Below are 17,767 nucleotides of genomic sequence, written 5' to 3' on the forward strand. Positions count from 1 at the left end.
TCAGCCGGCCACGCCGTCCGGCTCGCGCCGCCGCACCCGGTCGCGCCAGCTGCGCGCCAGCCGGTGCAGCTCGGCGCCCTGGGACTCCGGCAGGTTCCAGGTCTGGGCGAGCAGCCGCAGGGTGGAGACCCGCGGGCAGGACACCCCCCGCTCCAGGTCGCGGATCGAGCGCACGCTCAGCCCCGAGGCCTCGCCCAGCTGTTCCTGCGTCATCCCCCGGGCCAGCCGGATGCTGCGCAGCATCACCCCCAGTGATGCCCCTTCGTGCATCGGCCCATTACTCAGAGCACTGTCCATCTCATCTCCCCCTTGTGTCTCACTGTCCATCAACTCGCGCTAGCGAAACGGGCGTTACTTGCGTCGAGTTCCGTCGCACGCTAACCGCATCCGGCCGGACCGGCAGCCCGAACCCGTACAGCCGACGACGTGACGTGGCTCACGTACCGCCGAGGTCCTCCCGGACGCCCCGCGGGCGCCTCCCGAACCCGCGCCGAGCACGGCCGGACGCCGCCGTCCGGGGCCCGACCGACCGCCACCCGGTGTGACCGGATCCGCCCGGAACGCGCCCGTTCCCACGCCCCCGCGAAGATCGACGCACCCCCCGGCGCCCCTGTGAGGCGGGCCCCGAATGAGGCAGGATGGGAGGTGGAAAGGGCGGCCTCTCATTGCCGGCCACCACGTGCACTGAGGAAGAGGACCCCCATGAGCATCGACCCGTCGTCCATCCCCTCCTTCGGCCTGCCCCAGGGCGGCCAGCCCGGTGGCCAGGGCGGGCGACCGGCCGGCCCGCCGCCGATCGTCGTCCCGGACCAGAACCTGGTCGCCCAGCTGCTCGACCAGATGCAGCTCAAGCACGTCGTGGACGAGGAGGGCGACCTCACCGCCCCCTGGGAGGGCTTCCGGGTCTACTACATGTTCCGCGGCGACAACAAGGAGCTCTTCGCCGTCCGCGCCTTCTACGACCGCGCGTACCCGCTGGAGAAGAAGGGCGAGATCCTCGACCTGATCGACGAGTGGAACCGCGAGACGCTGTGGCCGAAGGTCTACACCCACACCCACGAGGACGGCGTGGTCCGCCTGATCGGCGAGGTCCAGATGATCGTCGGCACCGGCGTCAACCTGGACTACTTCGTCACCACCACCGCCAACTGGACCCAGGCCGCGGTCGGCTTCGAGCAGTGGATGGTCGAGCGCCTGGGCCTGCAGGACGAGATCGAGGGCGAGGAGGGCGAGGGCGGCGCCCCCGAGGGCACCGACGAGGCCTGATCCCGCCACCGCACGCACCGCGCGGTCCGGCCGCCCGACACCCGGGCGGCCGGACCGTTCGCGTTCCCGGCGAGCCCGGTCCCGTGCCGGCCGGCCGCCTCGCCCGTCACCTGCGCCCCGTTCGTACCCGGTCGACCCTTCTCCCCCGGAAGGCCGCTGCGGCGATAACCCGGGAGCGTAGTCTGACCAGGGGGGATGACACATGGATGACGTGCTCGGCGAACTCCTCGCCGCACTCCGGGTGAGGGGCGTTCTCCAGAGCCACCTGCGGGCGCGGGCGCCCTGGGCCGTCCGGGGCCCGGCCGAGAACTGCGCGGTGCTGCACTACGTCGTCGCGGGGAGCTGCTGGGCGACGCTGGCCGACGAGGTCCGGCTGCCCGACACGGCCCGCCACCTGCGCCAGGCCCGGTTACGCCCGGGCGACCTGGTGATCTTCCCCTGGGGCGCGCCGCACACGCTCGGCGACCGCCCCTGGCGCGAGGCCTTACCGCTGACGGCGGTCCTGCCCGACCGCACCCCCGGGGTGGCTCCGGTGTCGGTGCGGCTGCCCGGCCCCGGCCCCGAGACCGCGATGCTGTGCGCCGGCCTGTCCTACAACTCGGTCGGCGAGTCCGCCCTGTACCGGGCGCTGCCGCCGATGCTGGTGCTGCACCGCGAGGTCGTCCGGCGGCACCCGCTGCTCCACCACACCCTGGCCGCGCTGAGCGCCGAGCACCCCGGTGACCCGGTGGAGGGCGAGCTGCTGCGCGGCTTCGAGACCGCCCTGGTGCTGGCCCTGCGGCTGGCCCTGCGCGGCGAGGCCGCCGAGCGCCTCAACGACGACTACCCCTCGCTGCGCGCCCTGCGCCACCCCGGCATCAGCCGCGCCCTCACCGCCGTCTACGCCCGGTACAGCGAGCAGTGGACGGTCGACCTGCTGGCCCGCGAGGCCCTGATGTCCCGGACCGGCTTCACCACCGTCTTCCGCCAGCTGGTCGGCGAGAGCCCGGGCCGCCACCTGACCGCCCGCCGGATGCGGGAGGCGGCCAGGCTGCTCAGCGAGACCGACCTGGCGCTGTCCCTCATCCCGGCGGCGGTCGGCTACCGCAGTTCGGTCGGGTTCCACCTGGCGTTCCGCAAGTGGACCGGGACGACACCGGGCGAGTACCGGGACGCCCACCCCGGCCGCCGCGGGACTGGCTCCCGCGGCGGCCCGAGGGCGGTCGCCCCGGTCCTGTTCGACTGACCGGTCCGGCCGGGCCGAGCGGTCCGGCCGAACTGACCCGGTCCGGCCGGACTGACCGGTCGGCCGGGCACCGGCGTCGTGCGGCTCAGCGCCGGCCGAGCACCGGCTCCGCACGCGCCGCCGGCACCGCCGCCCGCACCACCTCGGTCGGCTCGTCGAGCGGAAGGAACGGGGTGAACGGCGGCACCTCCTCCTGGGAGAGGCGCAGTTCCAGCACCCCCGGCAGCCCCGTTCCGGCCGGGGCCGCGGCGGCCCTGGCCGCGTAGTCGGCGAGGGCCAGGTCCAGCTGCTCGCGGCTGTCCACGTCCGCCACCCAGAGCCGGTCCGGGCCGCCCAGGCCGCGGGCCACCGTGCCGATGTCCACCGGCGCGTAGCGCACGGACTCGATCCGGGCGTCGAAGAACGTCTGCTGCCTGGTCACGCACATGCCGTGCATGGCGTTGTTGAAGATCACGTACAGGATCGGCAGCCGCAGGTCGACGGCGGTGTGCACCTCCAGGCCGTTCATCAGGAACGCGCCGTCCCCGCAGATCACCACGGTGCGGGCGCCCTCGGCCGAACCCACCTGGGCCCCGACCGCCGCGCCGAGGCTGTAGCCCATGCCGCCCGCGCCGAGCGCGATGGTGGAGCTGGCCCCGGCCGGCACGTCGCTCAGGTGGATCGCCGCGGACGCGCAGTTGCCCGCGTCCAGCACCACGTGCCCGCCGGTCGGCAGCCACTCGGCGAGCGCGGTGATCGCCTCGCTCTGCCGCAGCTCACCGCCGGCCGGCTCCGGGTCGAGACCGGGCGCCAGCCGGGGCCGGAACCGGGTGCGCCGGTACCCGGTCAACTCCGGGCTGCGGAACGGCTCCCGGCGCAGCAGGTCGAGCAGCCCGCGGGCGGTCGCGCCCGCGTCCGCCCGGACCACCAGGCCGGGCGCCACCGCGCGGACGGCCTCGCCCGGATCGATGTTGACCACCGCGACCCGGTCGCCCCGGAGCTCGCCGAGCGGGCCCCGGGTCATCATGTTGAGGCCCGCCCCGATCGCGACCACCAGGTCGGAGCCGCGCAGCACCTCGTGCACCGAGGGGTGGCCCACCACGCCGGCCACGCCGAGGTACAGCGGGTCGGAGTTGGGGAATTCGGCCCGCGCCGACATCGTGGTGGCGACCGGGATCCGCGCCGCGCGGACGAACTCCAGCACCGCCTCGCGGTCGGCGCTGCGGCGCACCCCGTGCCCCAGCAGCACCACGGGCCGACGCGCCCCCCGCAGCGCGTCGAACAGGGCGCGCAGCTCGCCCGGGTCCACCTCGGGCGCGGGCACCAGGTCCTCCATCGCGGCCGGCCAGTCGGCCGGGCGCTCGGGCACGGTCAGCTCGAAGACGTCCCGGGGCACCAGCAGCGCCACCGGGCCGGGCCGCCCGGACAGCGCGGTGCGGGCCGCCTCCGCCAGTTCCTCCCAGAGCCGCGCCGGGTCGGTCAGCGTCACGGTCCGCTTGGTGACGGTCGAGAGCAGCCGCTCGGCGTCGACCGTCCGGCCGATCCCGGAGCCGTCCTGGAAGGAGCCCGCTCCCGCCAGCGGCCGCGGCGGCTGCCCGACCAGGGCGAGCACCGGGACGGACTCCGCGTAGGACTCGGCCAGGCCGACCGCCAGGTTGACCAGCGCGCCGCCCGAGGTCGAGCAGCACACGCCGAGCGTGCGGTGCACCCGGGCGTGCCCGTCCGCCATGAAGCCGGCGCCGTCCTCGCGGCGGGCCAGCACCGAGGACAGCCGCCCGCGGCCCAGCCGGTGGATCGCGTCGTGCAGGTGCTCGATGTTCGCGCCGCTGACGCCGAAGACGTACCCCACGCCCCAGTCGCGCAGCGCGGTGACCAGCGCGTCGGCGACCGTCAGGGTGGCCGTTCCGGTCGCGGCCGGTGCCGCCGTCCCCATCGTTGTCCCCCGGTCCACTCGTCCTCCCGTCATCGGCCCGCGTGCCAGCGGACGGTCATCGCGCTCACCAGGTCGCCGCCGTTGGCGAAGGTGCCGAACGCCAGGACGTCGCCGTCCCGGACCAGGCCGTGGTCCAGCGCGTCGGCGACGGTCACCGGGATCGAGCCGGCGAAGAGGTTGCCGTACTTCGCCAGCGTGTCGTGCGTCCGCGCCTCCTCGATGCCGCACCGCTTGCGCCACTCGGCGAGGAAGTCCTCGTTCGGCTGGTGCGTGATCAGCAGCGAGACGTCGTCGGAGGTCAGCCCGGCCTCGGCGAGGCTGGCGGCCACCGCCTCGGGCACCAGGTTCATGGAGTTCTCCCGGATGGCCTCCAGGCGCTCCTTGGTGAAGTTGACCGTGATCGGCCCGCAGCCGCGCTCCCAGTAGTTGCGGAAGGCGCCGTCGACCAGCTCCGGCTCGAAGCGCAGCAGGCCGTAGTTCTCGCCGTGCGAGCGCTCGTACGCGGACAGGATGCTCGGCCGGCCGGGCGCCACCAGGGTCGCGGTCGCGCCGTCGCCCAACACCCGCGAACGGTTGGAGCGTTGGAACTCCGGCAGGCGGGAGACGAAGTTGGTCACCGTCAGCACGATGACGTTGCGGTGGATGCCGGACTCGATGAACGCCTTCGCCGTGCGCAGCCCGGACAGCCAGGAGCAGCAACTGGTGTCCAGCTGCATGATGGTGGCGCGGGACGCCCCGATCGCCTCCTGCACCGCCGAGCCGATGCCCGGCCAGAAGGTGTCGTTGAAGATGCAGTTGTAGATGATGAGGTCGACCTCGTCGGCGGCCAGGCCGGTGCGGTCGAGCAGTTTGGCGCAGGCCGCCGCGCCCAGTTCGGCGGAGGTGTGGTCCGGCGAGGCGAACCTGCGCTCGGCGACGCCGCGGAAGAACGCGTGGTCGCCGAGGTCGTCGCCGGAGCCCTCCGCGGCCGCGTTGGAGACCACGCGCTCGGGGAGGAAGCTCACCACGTCGATCAGCTGCGCCTGCGGGCCGGTGCGGCCGTTCGGTTCCAGGGCCATCGCGTCAGCCGTTCGCCGAGGCGCTGCCGAAGCGGTGCTCCAGGATGCGCTTCAGGTTGGCCGTCTCGATGCGGTGGATGGCGTCGAAGTTGGGCCAGATGTCGCCGACCCAGTAGCGGTCGGTGCGCGCCCGGCCCTCGGCGATGTAGTCCGGGACGTCGGTGACGTTCCGGTCGTAGTACGGGTGCTTGCAGTTGGTCCACAGCACGACGGTGCCGGGCTTGCGGAGCGTCTTGGAGGCGTCGATGAAGGTGAAGTAGTAGCGCATCCAGAGCTCCTTGCCCTGGTCCCAGGCGCACGGGTAGAACACGATGCCGTGCTCGGGGCCCTTCAGGACGTCGGCGCGGATGAAGATCTCGGTGTTCGGCTGGATGGCCTCGGTGCCCCGGTAGAGCCCGCCTCCGACGTGCTTCAGGTCGCGGACGCTGAACGTCCACTCCTCCATCGAGTGGACGTTGGCGGCGTACTCGAACACGACGTCGTACGGCACGTCGATGTACTCGCCGAGCGAGCAGAACTGCCCGAAGACCTCCTCGTGCGAGTAGGTCTCCTTGGTGCCCTCCACCATGAGGTTGTAGCAGTCCTCCTGGCTGACCGACTCGCTGCGGACCAGGCCCGGTATCTTCTCCAGATCCGTGCTGTCCAGCAGGTAGTTCTTCAGGTCGCCCGAGTCGTCCGCCCGGCGCGGGTTGATGCTCCCGGTCATGCGTGGACCTCCTTGAGAAATCCCTCGTCGTGGGCCGGGAAGGCCTCCGCCGCCGGCGGAGCTCCCCGTCCGGTTCTAAGCAACGGCCCGTCAGATCCTTCTCGAACGCCCGGGACGGGTCGATGAGGATCCGGACGGGATCGCTTAGCAATCGTCCGGATCGGCGGAACCGCCGTGTCCCGTCCACCCGGTGCCGGCGCGGCGGCGCATCGGCGCAGCGGCGGGGCGGCGGGGCGGCGGGGCGGCGGGGCGGCGAACCCCCGGGTGGCCGGCTCGGCCCGCGCGGCAGCACCGGGGCGGGGCCACTTGTCGCCGTACGCTCGTCGCCCCGAGGATGAAGCCGCCCCGGGGCCGCGCCGAGAACGAGGCCGCCCGGGCACGAAGCCGACGACGAGTCGTGAGGAGCCGAGATGGGTACGAGGCCGCTGCTGAACCGCCGACTGGCGGGCATGGGAACGACGATCTTCGCCGAGATGTCGGCCCTGGCCACCGCCACCGGCTCGATCAACCTCGGCCAGGGCTTCCCGGACACCGACGGGCCCGAGGAGGTCCGCGAGGCGGCCGTCCGGGCGCTGCGCGAGGGCCGCGGCAACCAGTACCCGCCCGGCCCCGGCATCCCCGAGCTGCGCACCGCGATCGCCGAGCACCAGCAGCGCTTCCACGGCCTGGCCTACGACCCGGACACCGAGGTGCTGGTCACCGCGGGCGCCACCGAGGCCATCGCCGCGGCCCTGCTCGCCCTGCTCGAACCCGGCGACGAGGTGATCGCCCTCGAACCGTTCTACGACTCGTACGCCGCCTGCATCGCGATGGCCGGCGCCGTCCGTGTCCCGCTCACCCTGCGGGCCCCGGACTTCCGCCCCGACCTGGACGGACTGCGCGCCCTGATCACCCCGCGCACCCGGCTGCTGCTGATCAACACCCCGCACAACCCGACCGGCACCGTGCTGACCGCCGAGGAGCTGGCCGCCATCGCCCGGCTCGCCGTCGAGCACGACCTCCTGGTGGTCACCGACGAGGTCTACGAGCACCTCGTCTTCGGCGCCGTCCACCACCCGCTCGCCGCCCTGCCCGGCATGCGCGAACGCACCGTCACCATCTCCTCGGCCGGCAAGACCTTCTCCTTCACCGGCTGGAAGGTCGGTTGGGTGACGGCCGCGCCGCCGCTGGTCGCGGCCGTCCGCACCGCCAAGCAGTACCTCACCTACGTCAGCGCCGGCCCGTTCCAGTACGCCGTGGCCGAGGCCCTGCGGCTGCCCGACGCGTACTTCCACGCCCTGCGCGCCGACCTGCTCCGCAAGCGCGACCTGCTCGGGGCCGGCCTCACCGCGGCCGGCTTCCGCACCTTCACCCCCGAGGGCACCTACTTCATCACCACCGACATCACCCCGCTCGGCGAGAAGGACGGCATCGAGTTCTGCCGCTCGCTGCCCGAACGCTGCGGCGTGGTCGCCATCCCGAACGCCGTCTTCTACGACGACCAGGACGCCGGTCGCACACTCGTTCGCTTCACGTTCTGCAAAAAGGACGAGGTGCTTCAGGAGGCCGTAGCGCGGCTGCAGCGCGTCTGACGGAGCCTCGCGCCCCCTCGAACGGGAGCGAGCGCGGCCCGACACGCGTTCTGATTCTCATTCAACTCCCTTGGTGAGTCCGCCGATTCGATGCCGAGGAGGCACCTGCGCCGATCACTCCGGCAGATCCGCCCGCCCTTCACGCCCGGCGCGTGGAGGGCGGCGGCGTTTGAAGCGCACGGACGGCGCACACCCCGCGCGCACGGCGCACGAGCCGGTCACAGGGGCGCGCGCTGTGCAAAGTCGCACATCGGGTCGATCAGAGCGGGGAAGCGGATGTGCTCGAAACGGTGAATGCTTGACAAAGTTGGGTAAATCACCGACGGACCCGGCGTATTCGTGCTTCTCTGCTGCTGAATCTCCAGCCGGAATCCTTCCTTCCACGGTCGGCCGCGCCCAGGGCCGCAACAGCCACGAAGAGCCTCGCCATCGCCTAGGCCTACTCGCTGCTGCTCGGCGGGCGCGCACGGAGCTGAAACGCGGAGCCGAGCATGCTCACCACACTGCAGACCTCCTATACGGACACCCGCGCCGGTGACCTGGCCTGGTGCCTCGGCGGCGAACCGCTGCCCGCTCTCGCGGTGCGCGACCTGAGACTCGACGGCGGCGGCCGGCCCGGAACGCTCCAGTTGCGGCTGCTCGGCGCTTCGCACCAGGTGGTCATCGAGGCCGGCCCCGGCCGGTGCCTGGAGACGGTCGCCTGCCTGCCCGGCCGCCGCACCCCGCTGCCGGCCCGGGTGGCCAAGCAGATCGGCGGCTGGGAGTACGAGTTCGCGGCCCGGATCGAGGCGCTGCCGCCGCACGACTTCGCCGCCCGCGCCCAGGAGTTGCTGGCCCTGGTCGAGGGGCACCCGCGCGGTCTCGCCGGGGTGTTCCCGGGCGATCCGAGCGCCTTCACCGCGCTGGTCACCCAGGGTGACGCGGGCCGGGTGCTGTGGCGCACCTGGCACGCCTACCCGCAGGAGGGGCAGCTGGTCTGCACCCGCTCCTCGCTCGTGGTGTCGGCGGCATGACGGACGAGCTCCGGTTCGAGATCCCCGGCCCGGTTCCCCTTCACCCCACACCAGCCAGCCACTCGCACGCAGGAACGATTCGTCAACCTGACGTCCCGCGCTGTCCGTCGAATGGGTGCAGCTATCCGTCCCGCACGTCCCCTAGCGTTTGTTCGTGATCAACCATCCGGCCGGTCCACCCACCCGCTCCCGAGTGGACCTCGACGACGGCACCCCTCCCCGGCCCGGGCGCGGGCTCGTCCCCCTGCCCGCCCGCCGTCGATCCCGGCTGAGATCGAACCCCCGGCTCGCCCGCCTGACCGTCCTGCTGGCCGCGTTCGTCTGCGCGGCCTGCGGACTGGTCTACGAGCTCGAACTCGTGGCGCTCGGCGACTACCTGCTCGGGGACACCGTCACCCAGACCTCCGTCGTGCTGTCCGTCATGGTGTTCGCTATGGGCCTCGGCTCGCTGCTGGCCAAACGCCTCACCCGGCGGCCCGCCACCGCCTTCGCCCTGGTCGAGTGCGCCCTCGCGCTCACCGGCGGCCTCTCCGTCCTCGCCCTGTACTCCTGCTGGGCCTGGATCGGCCGCTACCAGGCCGCGATGGTCGTCCTCACCTGCCTCATCGGCATCCTCATCGGCGCCGAGATCCCGCTGCTGATGACCCTCATCCAGCGGATCCGGCGCGAGGACGCCGGGCGCGCCGTCGCCGACCTCTTCGCCGCCGACTACGTGGGCGCGCTGATCGGCGGCCTCGCCTTCCCGTTCCTCATCCTGCCCGCCCTCGGCCCCGGCGACGGCGCGCTCCTGACCGGCGCCGTCAACGCCGTCGCCGGGGCCGCCGTCGTCCTCTGGCTCTTCCGGGAGGAGCCCGCCCCCCGGATACGACGGCTGCTCTGGGCCGGCTGCGCGCTCGTGCTCGGCCTGCTCGCGGCCGCCGCGGCCGGCTCGGACGTCATCGAACGCGCCGCCCGGCACGCCCTCTACGGCGGCGACGTCCGCTACGCGACCCGCAGCCGCTACCAGGAGATCGTGCTCGCCGGCCCCGCCGAGGGCCCGCTGCGGCTCTACCTGGACGGGCGGCTCGCGGCCTGCGGGCCCGACGAGTACCGGGGCAGCGAGGCGCTGGTCCACCCCGCGATGGCCGGCGGCCCCGACGCCCGGGTGCTGCTGCTCGGCGGCGGGGACGGCCTCGCCCTGCGGGAGGTGCTGCGGCACCGGGGCGTGCGTAGCGTCCGGCTGGTCGACACCGACCCGGCCCTCCCCCGGCTGGCCCGCACCGACCCCGGGCTCGCCGCCCTCGGCGGCCACTCCCTGGACGACCCCCGGGTCACCGTCACCGCCGCCGGCCCGCTGGCCTGGCTCCGCAACGCCGCCGGGGACGGGCCCGGCGACCGCTACGACGTGGTCCTCGTCGACCTCCCCGCACCGGCGGACGGCGGGCCGGTCACGTTCCACTCCGAGGAGTTCTACGGCCTCGCCGCCCGGCTGCTCGCCCCCGGCGGGCGGATCGCCGTCCGGGCCGGCGGCGACGAGGACGGGCTCTGGCCGATCGAGTCCGGCCTCCGGACCGCCGGACTGCGCACCGCCCCGTACGCGGTGCCGGGCGACGCCGCCGCCGCCTGCCGCCTCGGGCCGCCGGACACCGCGCAGACCTACCTGCTCGCCGCCGCCGACCAGCCCGCCCTCGCCCTCGCCCCCGACGCCCCGCCCCCGCGCGCCCTCACCCCGGACACCCTCCGCGGCTCCACCGCCCGGCTCGCCGCCCTCCGCCCGCTCCACCCCCCGCCCCCGCTCACCCTCCTCGGGCCCCGCTGACCCTCCGGTCCCGGGCGGAGCACGGCCCCCGGCCCGGTGGAAGCCCGCCCGCGGCGCCCGGGCCGGAAATCCGGGCGGTGGTGGGTGGGGACCGGGCGGGCTCGGGTCGGTAGGCTCCGTGGCATGGAGCATGAGGTTGTCGTCCCGATGGCCGCCGGGTTGGTGCGGCAGGCCCTGCAGGAGCCGGCGCGGCTGGCCCGGAGCGTGCCGGGGCTGAGCACCGAGCCGGCCGCCGTGGGCAGCGGGCCGGCCGAGGAGATCGGCGGCCGGCTGAAGCTGCGGATCGGCGGCTCCACGATCACGTACAAGGGCGTGCTGTCGCTGATCGAGGGCCGGCAGGGCGTGCTGACCGTGCTCGCCGAGGGCGAGGAGGCCCGGGGCAGCGGCGAGGCGACGGCGACCGTCCGGGTGAGCGTCGCGGACGGCGCCGAGGACGGCACGGCCGTGATCCGCTTCACCGGCGATCTCAGCGCCACCGGCCGGCTGACCGAGTTCGACGACGAGACCCTGGACGCGGCGGGCCGCCGCCTGCTGGACCGGTTCGCCGCCGCCCTGGTCGCCCCGGACGGCGCCGGGGCGGACGCCGAGGAGGACGCCGAGGCGGACGACGCCGGGGCCGAGACCGGCGAGGCCGCCGGGACGACGGCCGGTGCGGGCGTGGTCTTCATCGAGGAGCGCCAGGACCAGCCCGGCGACGACCTCGACGACGACCTCTCCGACCTGATCGCCTTCTCCGACGCCGACGCCGAGCGCTTCGGCCTGGTCACCGGTTCCACCGACGACGCGGACGACGCCGACGGGTCGCACGAGGAGGACGACACCGAGGCGGACGACGTCGACGAGCCCTCCGGCGTCTCCGAGGAGCTGTCCACCGAGGCGCTGTTCGCGTACGAGGAGGAGCCGGTACTCAGCGGCCCGGTGCGCCGCAGCATCGTGGGCCGGTCGGCCGAGGAGGTGGACCACGCGCCGCCGCGCGGCCGGTACGCCCCGGCGCTGCCGGCCCGGAGCGCGCGGGCCCGGGCGGCGTCCCGGTGGGGCGGCGAGGTCGGCGGGATCGTGGTGCCGGGGACCGGCGGCCGCAGCCCGCTGCCGTGGGTGATCGGCGGCTCGGTGGCCCTGCTGGGCGGCGCCGTGGTGCTGGCCAGGGCGCTCCGCCGGCGCTGACCGCAGGCGCCGGGATCAGCGGCAGGGCCTAGACTGAACGCTCATGAGCAACGACCGCGACGCCCTGCTGGCACAGATCAAGGACAAGGCCGTCGTGCACGGCAAGGTCACCCTTTCCTCCGGCAAGGAGGCCGACTACTACGTCGACCTGCGCCGGATCACGCTGGACGGCCAGGCCGCCCCGCTGGTCGGCCGGGTGATGCTGGACGCGACCTCGCACCTGGAGTACGACGCCGTCGGCGGCCTGACCCTGGGCGCCGACCCGGTGGCCGCCGCCATGCTGCACGCCGCCGCCGCGCGCGGTCGCGAGCTGGACGCCTTCGTGGTCCGCAAGGCGGGCAAGGCGCACGGCCTGCAGCGCCGGATCGAGGGCCCGGACGTGAAGGGCCGCCGGGTGCTGGCGGTCGAGGACACCTCCACCACCGGTGGTTCGGTGCTGACGGCCGTCGAGGCGCTGCGCGAGGCGGGCGCCGTGGTGGTCGGCGTCGCGGTGATCGTGGAGCGCGGCGGCCAGGCGGCCGTCGAGGCGCAGGGCCTGCCGTACGTGACCGCCTACACCGCGGCCGACCTGGGTCTCTGACCCCGGAGCGGTCACGGGGTCCACGGGGCCCCGAGCACGACGAAACGACCGGGGCCGGGCGTTGTTCCACGTGGAACGACACCCGGCCCCTTCGCGTACGCGCGCCCGCCGCCCGGTCAGCCGCGGCGGTGCCGCCCGCTGCCGCTCTGCACGGACTCGCCGTCGACGGCGTCCACCACGCCGGCCTTCTTCTTCTTGCGCTCCCGGAAGACCTCGACCAGGATCGGCGAGATCGACAGCAGGACGATCAGCAGCACCGCCGGGATCAGGTACTTGTCGATCACCGGGGCGAGCGCGTCGCCGAAGAAGTAGCCGATCAGCAGCATGGACTCGGTCCAGAGCACGCCGCCGACGACGTTCCACAGGAAGAACGTCCGGGCGGGCATCTCCAGGGTGCCGGCGACCGGGTTCAGGAACGTCCGGATGATCGGCATGAAGCGGGCCAGCACCACGGCCTTGCCGGAGCCGAACTTGTTGAAGTACTCCTCCGCCTTCACCACGTACTCGCGGCGGAAGATCTTCGAGTCGGGCTTGTCGAACATCCGCGGCCCGACCTTGACCCCGATCAGGTGCCCCAGCTGGGCGCCGGCGATCGCCGCGATCGGGCAGCCGACCAGCAGGACGGCGATCGGCAGCTTGGCGCCGTCGCCGAGCACCGAGGAGGCGGCGTTCGAGGCGGCGACGCCCGCGAGGATCAGCAGCGAGTCGCCCGGGAAGAAGAAGCCGACCAGCAGGCCGGTCTCCGCGAAGATGATCGCGATGAGCCCGATGGCGCCGAGGGACGAGATCAGGGATTTGGCGTCGAGCAGATTGACGGCCAGCTGGTTGTAGTCCACGGGCGCAGGATAGCGGGCGTACCTTGCGGACGACTTTCGGCCAGGGGCCCGGTCCACCGCCGCCGCCGGTGTCCCGACAGGCGGGCTCCTGCTGACCTGCGGGCACGAGTCTGGGAAGATGGCACCGGCGTCCGGTCCGCGGCGGTCCCCACCCTCATGGCCGTTCCGCGGTGGCCGCCTCGAACCTTGGTGCCGGAGAGCCACACCGCAGCGCCGCGCGTCGGCGGGCCGGCACGGAGTCGTCACGAAGGCGTACCAGCGTCGGACAGCACCCGTCCGTACGCCGCAACCCGACAGGAGCGGATCGCATGCCCATCGCAACTCCCGAGGTCTACAACGAGATGCTCGACCGGGCCAAGGCGGGCAAGTTCGCCTACCCGGCCATCAACGTCACCTCCTCGCAGACCCTGCACGCCGCCCTGCGCGGTTTCGCCGAGGCCGAGAGCGACGGCATCATCCAGATCTCGACCGGTGGCGCGGAGTTCCTGGGCGGCCAGCACAACAAGGACATGGTGACCGGCGCCGTGGCCCTGGCCGAGTTCGCGCACATCGTCGCCGCGAAGTACGACGTCACCGTCGCCCTGCACACCGACCACTGCCCGAAGGACAAGCTGGACGGCTACGTCCGCCCGCTGCTGGCGGTCTCCGCCGAGCGCGTGGCCAAGGGCCAGAACCCGCTGTTCCAGTCGCACATGTGGGACGGCTCGGCCGAGACCCTGTCGGACAACCTCGCCATCGCCCAGGAGCTGCTGGCCCAGGCCGCCGCCGCCAAGATCATCCTTGAGGTCGAGATCACCCCGACCGGTGGCGAGGAGGACGGCGTCACCCACGAGATCAACGACGAGCTGTACACCACCGTCAACGACGCCGTGCGCACCGCCGAGGCGCTGGGCCTGGGCGAGAAGGGCCGCTACCTGCTGGCCGCCTCGTTCGGCAACGTGCACGGCGTGTACAAGCCGGGCAACGTCGTGCTGAAGCCGGAGCTGCTGCGCGAGCTGCAGGACGCGATCGGGAAGCAGTACGGCAAGAACGACCCGTTCGACTTCGTCTTCCACGGCGGCTCGGGCTCCACCGCCGAGGAGATCGCCACCGCGCTGGAGAACGGCGTCGTGAAGATGAACCTGGACACCGACACCCAGTACGCCTTCACCCGCCCGGTGGCCGGCCACATGTTCGCCAACTACGACGGCGTGCTGAAGGTCGACGGCGAGGTCGGCAAGAAGAACACCTACGACCCGCGCACCTGGGGCAAGCTGGCCGAGGCCGGCATGGCCGCCCGCGTGGTCGAGGCCGCCGAGCAGCTGCGCTCGGCCGGCAAGCGCCTGAAGTAGGCGCCGGACGCGACGGTGCCCCCGGCGGAGGACCGCCGGGGGCACCCGTGTGTCCGGGTCCTACTGCTTGAGCTCCGCGTACGCCTCCGCGCTGCTGTCCTTCAGGAACTGCCAGCAGCGGGCCTCCTCCTCGGTCTCCTTGATCGCGCCGGCCGCCCGGGCGAGCGCGGCCAGGCAGCGCAGGAAGCCGCGGTTGCCGCGGTGCTCCCACGGCACCGGCCCGTGGCCCTTCCAGCCGCTGCGGCGCAGCGCGTCCAGGCCGCGGTGGTAGCCGGTGCGGGCGTAGGCGTACGACTCGACGTACCGGCCGGCCGCGTACGCGTCGTCGGCGAGCATGGCCCAGGCCAGGCAGAAGGACGGGAAGTCGGCGGCCACCTGGGTCGGCGAGGCCGACTCCTCCGCCAGCATGCGGTAGGGCTGCTCGTCCTCCGGCAGGAGGGTCGGGTCGGGGCCGTCGAGAAGATTCCTGTGAATCGCCATGCCCTGAAGTCTGCCACCCGTGCCGCAGGGGTCAACCGCCCTCTCCCGATCTTCCCGATCTTCCCGGTTCCGCTCCGGTTCCGTTCCGGGTGGTGCCGGGCGGTGCCGGGCGGTGCCGGGCGGTGCCGGGCGGTGCCGGAGCGAACTGCGCGGCGATGCCGGTCCCTTGGGCCTCCGGGCCGCCGGACCGGCATTCCCCCACATACTCGGTATGTAGACATTCACCCGTTCGCATGCCAGGGTGTCGCTCGTGCCCGCAGCCAGATCCGCCCCCAGGCGAGCCACCCCGAGCCGCAAGACCCCCAACGCCCGGACCACGCAGGGCGATCGGGGGAACGCCCAGCGCAACCGGTCCGCCCGGCGGAGCCGGCCCGCCCCGGCCGACCGGACCGCCCCAAGCGGCCGTCGCCGCCGAAACCGGCGACGCGGCGTCAGGCCTGGCATGCTCGCGGCGATCGTCGCGACCGTCCTGGTGCTGGGCACCGCCGCCTTCATGCTGGACCGCCCCTCGGGCCCGCCCGCCGGCGCGCCCACCGCCCAGGCCCGGGTCGTCCCGCCCGCCGAGGAGACCCCGGCCGCCACCCCTCCGGCCCCGGCCCCGACCGCGACCGCGACGCCGACCCCGGAGCCCACCGCCACCGGGCCCGACCCCGGCCCGACCAAGGGCGCGGGCACCTTCACCACCGCCCCCGCCAACGCCAAGCCGGTCGGCCGCGGCAACATCCGCCGCTACCGGGTGGAGGTCGAGGACGGCATCGGCATCGACGCCCCCTCCGCGGCCGCCCAGATCCACGGCATCCTCGGCGACCGGCGCGGCTGGACCAACGACCGCAAGAACGGCTTCCAGCTGGTCGCCGGCGGCTCCTACGACTTCACCGTGAAGATCGCCTCCCCGGCCACCGTGGACAAGATCTGCGGCGCCTCCGGGCTGGACACCCACGGCGAGGTCAACTGCAACGTCGGCAACCAGGTGCTCGTCAACTCCAAGCGCTGGAACACCGGTTCACCGCAGTTCAGCGGCCCGCTGGAGGAGTACCGGGCGCTCATCGTCAACCACGAGGTCGGCCACCGGATCGGCCACGGCCACGAGACCTGCCCCGGCCCCGGCAAGCCCGCGCCCGCGATGATGCAGCAGATATACGGCCTCAAGGGCTGCGCGCCGAACGCCTGGCCGTACACCGCGGACGGCATCTACCTGAGCGGGCCCGCCGTCCCGTAAGGCGGCCCCGGCGGTACGGAGTCGAGACCCCGCCGACGACGGGACGGAACGATCGCGCCCTACCCTGCGGGCATGACCACTGCCCAACGCCGAAGGCTCGCCGCCGCGTTCGCCGCCGCCGGGATCGCGCTCGGCACCGCCGCCTGCTCCTCCGCCGTCGACCTCGCCCAGGGCGGCGGGGCGCTCAGCTACGACCGCGTCCGGTCCGTCGCCCTGGACCGGTTCAAGAACAAGTCCGACAGCTGCCCGTTCGGCCTCGACCTCGCGAAGGCGGCGAGCGCCGCCGGGATCACCGGCGCCGTCACCCCCGCCGAGAGCGGCGGCCGCTCCGTCTCGAGCAACGCCGGCGACGGCGTCGCGCCCCAGCCCTGGCCCTCCGGGGTGAGCCACCCGCCGTCCATGCCCGAGCAGCCGGCCGTCCCGCCGTTCGCCGAGATCACCTGCGCGTACCGGGTCGGCCCGACCCCGGTGAGCGTCGAGCTGATGGCCGATCCGAAGAACGACTACGCGATCAGCATGCGGCTGCCCGGGATCCGGGCGGCCGGGCGACTCAGCCTGGACGAGCTGATGCAGTTCTCCCAGAACCGGCCCGGCATCGGCCAGACCGGGCTCACCCCGGGCCGGGGCCTGGTCGCCGTCTCCCGCATCCCGCTCGACGGCGAGGGCGACCTGATCCTGACGCTCGCCCAGGACAGCCACGACGAACCGGACCCGGCCCTGGCCGGCGAGCCGCTGCGCAAGGCCGCCGAGGCCCTGGCCGACCAGCTGCGTTAGCCCATCACCGGCAGGTACTCCCGCAGGTCGCTGCGCTCCCCCGAGGCCGACAGGGCGGCGGAGTCCTCCGCCGCGGCCCAGTCGAGCCGCCCGGTGGCCAGCCGGATCCAGGTCAGCGGGTCGGTCTCGACGACGTTCGGCGGGGTGCCCCGGGTGTGCCGGGGCCCCTCCACGGCCTGCACCACGGCGTACGGCGGGATCCGCAGCTCGACGGCCCCGCCGGGCGCCTGCTCGGCGAGGGCGTCGGCCAGCAGCCGGGTGACGGCGGCCAGCGCCTGCCGGTCGTGCGGGAAGGCGGGGGCGTCCGGCCCGAGGGCGTCGACCAGGTCGTCGGCATGCACGACGGCCTCGATCAGCCTGGTCACCAGATAGTCCGTCAGGAGCATCGGCCGCCCGGAGCGCAGCGCGATCCGCCGTGCGGGATCGGCGGCTTCGGGCCCGTCCAGCACCTTCAGCACCGCCAGCGCCGACCGGTCGAACTCCTCGGCCACCTCGGCCGGCCCCCCGGCGTACGCGTCGGCGGCGAGCGCACGCGCGCCCTCGTCGATCAGACCCGCCGCCGCCCGGCCGAGGCCGAGCGCCTCGACCGCACCCACCGGCGCGCCGGCCGGCAGCGGCTCGTGGAACTGCGACGGCAGCACCCCCAGGGCGAGGCCCAGGTGCGCCACGAGCTCGCGCACCCGCCACGTCCCGAGCCGGGTGGGCAGCTCCAACTGCTCCTCGGTGAGGGCGTGCACGGCGGCGCGCAGCGCCTCGGTCTGGGCGGCCAGCGCGGCGCTGACCTTCGACGGCTGGTACGTACGGGACTTGGGTGGCATGGGCCCCAACCTACGC

17 protein-coding genes are annotated in these 17,767 nt (G+C 73.8%); 10 read left to right on the plus strand and 7 right to left on the minus strand.

All coding sequences use genetic code 11. The features are described 5' to 3' along the window. Positions 1-270 carry a helix-turn-helix domain-containing protein gene (locus ACPC54_RS03725; protein ID WP_498960818.1) on the minus strand — a complete coding sequence of 90 codons (270 nt, stop codon included), beginning with the start codon at positions 268-270 and terminating at the stop codon, positions 1-3. A 432-nt stretch (positions 271-702) separates the two neighbouring features. On the opposite strand from ACPC54_RS03725, the gene ACPC54_RS03730 reads away from it, so the two are divergent. Beyond that, entirely contained in the window at positions 703-1,266 is a 564-nt protein-coding gene (locus tag ACPC54_RS03730) for a type III secretion system chaperone family protein (protein ID WP_498960820.1), read from the plus strand. A 202-nt stretch (positions 1,267-1,468) separates the two neighbouring features. Beyond that, a complete protein-coding gene (locus tag ACPC54_RS03735) occupies positions 1,469-2,491 on the plus strand; it encodes an AraC family transcriptional regulator (RefSeq protein ID WP_498960822.1) in 1,023 nt (340 codons plus the stop codon). An 85-nt stretch (positions 2,492-2,576) separates the two neighbouring features. Here ACPC54_RS03735 and ACPC54_RS03740 read toward each other — a convergent pair whose 3' ends face one another. Genes ACPC54_RS03740 through ACPC54_RS03750 form a run of 3 tightly spaced genes read right to left on the minus strand, consistent with a single transcriptional unit; the run spans position 2,577 to position 6,167 of the window. Then, complete coding sequence (locus tag ACPC54_RS03740) at positions 2,577-4,421, minus strand: thiamine pyrophosphate-binding protein (protein WP_498960824.1); 1,845 nt, start codon at positions 4,419-4,421, stop codon at positions 2,577-2,579. Positions 4,422-4,432: 11 nt separating this feature from the next. Continuing rightward, complete coding sequence (locus ACPC54_RS03745; RefSeq protein ID WP_498960826.1) at positions 4,433-5,461, minus strand: 3-oxoacyl-ACP synthase III family protein; 1,029 nt, start codon at positions 5,459-5,461, stop codon at positions 4,433-4,435. Positions 5,462-5,465: 4 nt separating this feature from the next. Beyond that, positions 5,466-6,167, minus strand: coding sequence for a hypothetical protein (locus ACPC54_RS03750; RefSeq protein WP_498960828.1), 702 nt, complete (start codon positions 6,165-6,167; stop codon positions 5,466-5,468). Between the two features lie 410 nt (positions 6,168-6,577). Between ACPC54_RS03750 and ACPC54_RS03755 the strand changes: the two genes are divergently transcribed. From ACPC54_RS03755 to pyrE, 5 genes are all read left to right on the plus strand, one after another. Then, entirely contained in the window at positions 6,578-7,738 is a 1,161-nt protein-coding gene (locus ACPC54_RS03755) for a pyridoxal phosphate-dependent aminotransferase (RefSeq protein ID WP_498960830.1), read from the plus strand. A gap of 491 nt (positions 7,739-8,229) precedes the next feature. After that, the gene (locus ACPC54_RS03760) at positions 8,230-8,751 is read left to right on the plus strand and encodes a DUF2617 family protein (RefSeq protein ID WP_498960832.1); all 522 of its coding nucleotides are present in this window, start codon (positions 8,230-8,232) and stop codon (positions 8,749-8,751) included. A gap of 154 nt (positions 8,752-8,905) precedes the next feature. Further along, complete coding sequence (locus ACPC54_RS03765; protein ID WP_498960834.1) at positions 8,906-10,549, plus strand: polyamine aminopropyltransferase; 1,644 nt, start codon at positions 8,906-8,908, stop codon at positions 10,547-10,549. A 123-nt stretch (positions 10,550-10,672) separates the two neighbouring features. Beyond that, positions 10,673-11,713 carry an SRPBCC family protein gene (locus ACPC54_RS03770; RefSeq protein ID WP_498960836.1) on the plus strand — a complete coding sequence of 347 codons (1,041 nt, stop codon included), beginning with the start codon at positions 10,673-10,675 and terminating at the stop codon, positions 11,711-11,713. A gap of 43 nt (positions 11,714-11,756) precedes the next feature. Continuing rightward, positions 11,757-12,293: an orotate phosphoribosyltransferase gene (gene pyrE / locus ACPC54_RS03775; RefSeq protein ID WP_498960839.1), complete on the plus strand. Its 537-nt coding sequence runs from the start codon at positions 11,757-11,759 to the stop codon at positions 12,291-12,293. A 116-nt stretch (positions 12,294-12,409) separates the two neighbouring features. On the opposite strand, the gene ACPC54_RS03780 is transcribed toward pyrE, so the two are convergent. Beyond that, positions 12,410-13,129: a DedA family protein gene (locus ACPC54_RS03780; RefSeq protein ID WP_498960841.1), complete on the minus strand. Its 720-nt coding sequence runs from the start codon at positions 13,127-13,129 to the stop codon at positions 12,410-12,412. A gap of 308 nt (positions 13,130-13,437) precedes the next feature. On the opposite strand from ACPC54_RS03780, the gene fbaA reads away from it, so the two are divergent. Next, the gene (gene fbaA / locus ACPC54_RS03785; protein WP_498960843.1) at positions 13,438-14,460 is read left to right on the plus strand and encodes a class II fructose-bisphosphate aldolase; all 1,023 of its coding nucleotides are present in this window, start codon (positions 13,438-13,440) and stop codon (positions 14,458-14,460) included. 60 nt (positions 14,461-14,520) lie between these two features. Here the strand turns inward: fbaA and ACPC54_RS03790 are convergent, their stop codons facing one another. Then, positions 14,521-14,940, minus strand: coding sequence for a DUF3151 domain-containing protein (locus tag ACPC54_RS03790; RefSeq protein ID WP_045692671.1), 420 nt, complete (start codon positions 14,938-14,940; stop codon positions 14,521-14,523). 442 nt (positions 14,941-15,382) lie between these two features. On the opposite strand from ACPC54_RS03790, the gene ACPC54_RS03795 reads away from it, so the two are divergent. Together ACPC54_RS03795 and ACPC54_RS03800 are read left to right on the plus strand one after the other, a co-directional pair. After that, positions 15,383-16,159 (plus strand): DUF3152 domain-containing protein, encoded by a 777-nt coding sequence (locus tag ACPC54_RS03795; RefSeq protein ID WP_498960846.1) that lies wholly within the window; start codon positions 15,383-15,385, stop codon positions 16,157-16,159. Between the two features lie 72 nt (positions 16,160-16,231). Beyond that, complete coding sequence (locus ACPC54_RS03800; RefSeq protein ID WP_498960848.1) at positions 16,232-16,933, plus strand: hypothetical protein; 702 nt, start codon at positions 16,232-16,234, stop codon at positions 16,931-16,933. Here the strand turns inward: ACPC54_RS03800 and ACPC54_RS03805 are convergent. Beyond that, positions 16,930-17,751, minus strand: a complete 822-nt coding sequence (locus ACPC54_RS03805) for a maleylpyruvate isomerase family mycothiol-dependent enzyme (protein ID WP_498960850.1) — start codon at positions 17,749-17,751, stop codon at positions 16,930-16,932. The genes ACPC54_RS03800 and ACPC54_RS03805 overlap by 4 nt on opposite strands. Positions 17,752-17,767 lie beyond the last annotated feature (16 nt).

This window comes from Kitasatospora sp. NPDC094028, from assembly GCF_049543595.1.
In the GTDB taxonomy this organism is placed as follows: domain Bacteria; phylum Actinomycetota; class Actinomycetes; order Streptomycetales; family Streptomycetaceae; genus Kitasatospora.

Coding starts and splice junctions, on each gene's coding strand:
- ACPC54_RS03790 (WP_045692671.1), bottom strand. CDS start 14,940: ATGGCGATTCACAGGAATCTTCTCGACGGCCCCGACCCGACCCTCCTG.
- ACPC54_RS03795 (WP_498960846.1), top strand. CDS start 15,383: ATGCTCGCGGCGATCGTCGCGACCGTCCTGGTGCTGGGCACCGCCGCC.
- ACPC54_RS03755 (WP_498960830.1), top strand. CDS start 6,578: ATGGGTACGAGGCCGCTGCTGAACCGCCGACTGGCGGGCATGGGAACG.
- ACPC54_RS03725 (WP_498960818.1), bottom strand. CDS start 270: ATGCACGAAGGGGCATCACTGGGGGTGATGCTGCGCAGCATCCGGCTG.
- ACPC54_RS03735 (WP_498960822.1), top strand. CDS start 1,469: ATGGATGACGTGCTCGGCGAACTCCTCGCCGCACTCCGGGTGAGGGGC.
- ACPC54_RS03800 (WP_498960848.1), top strand. CDS start 16,232: ATGACCACTGCCCAACGCCGAAGGCTCGCCGCCGCGTTCGCCGCCGCC.
- fbaA (WP_498960843.1), top strand. CDS start 13,438: ATGCCCATCGCAACTCCCGAGGTCTACAACGAGATGCTCGACCGGGCC.
- ACPC54_RS03745 (WP_498960826.1), bottom strand. CDS start 5,461: ATGGCCCTGGAACCGAACGGCCGCACCGGCCCGCAGGCGCAGCTGATC.
- ACPC54_RS03805 (WP_498960850.1), bottom strand. CDS start 17,751: ATGCCACCCAAGTCCCGTACGTACCAGCCGTCGAAGGTCAGCGCCGCG.
- ACPC54_RS03730 (WP_498960820.1), top strand. CDS start 703: ATGAGCATCGACCCGTCGTCCATCCCCTCCTTCGGCCTGCCCCAGGGC.
- ACPC54_RS03770 (WP_498960836.1), top strand. CDS start 10,673: ATGGAGCATGAGGTTGTCGTCCCGATGGCCGCCGGGTTGGTGCGGCAG.
- ACPC54_RS03750 (WP_498960828.1), bottom strand. CDS start 6,167: ATGACCGGGAGCATCAACCCGCGCCGGGCGGACGACTCGGGCGACCTG.
- ACPC54_RS03760 (WP_498960832.1), top strand. CDS start 8,230: ATGCTCACCACACTGCAGACCTCCTATACGGACACCCGCGCCGGTGAC.
- pyrE (WP_498960839.1), top strand. CDS start 11,757: ATGAGCAACGACCGCGACGCCCTGCTGGCACAGATCAAGGACAAGGCC.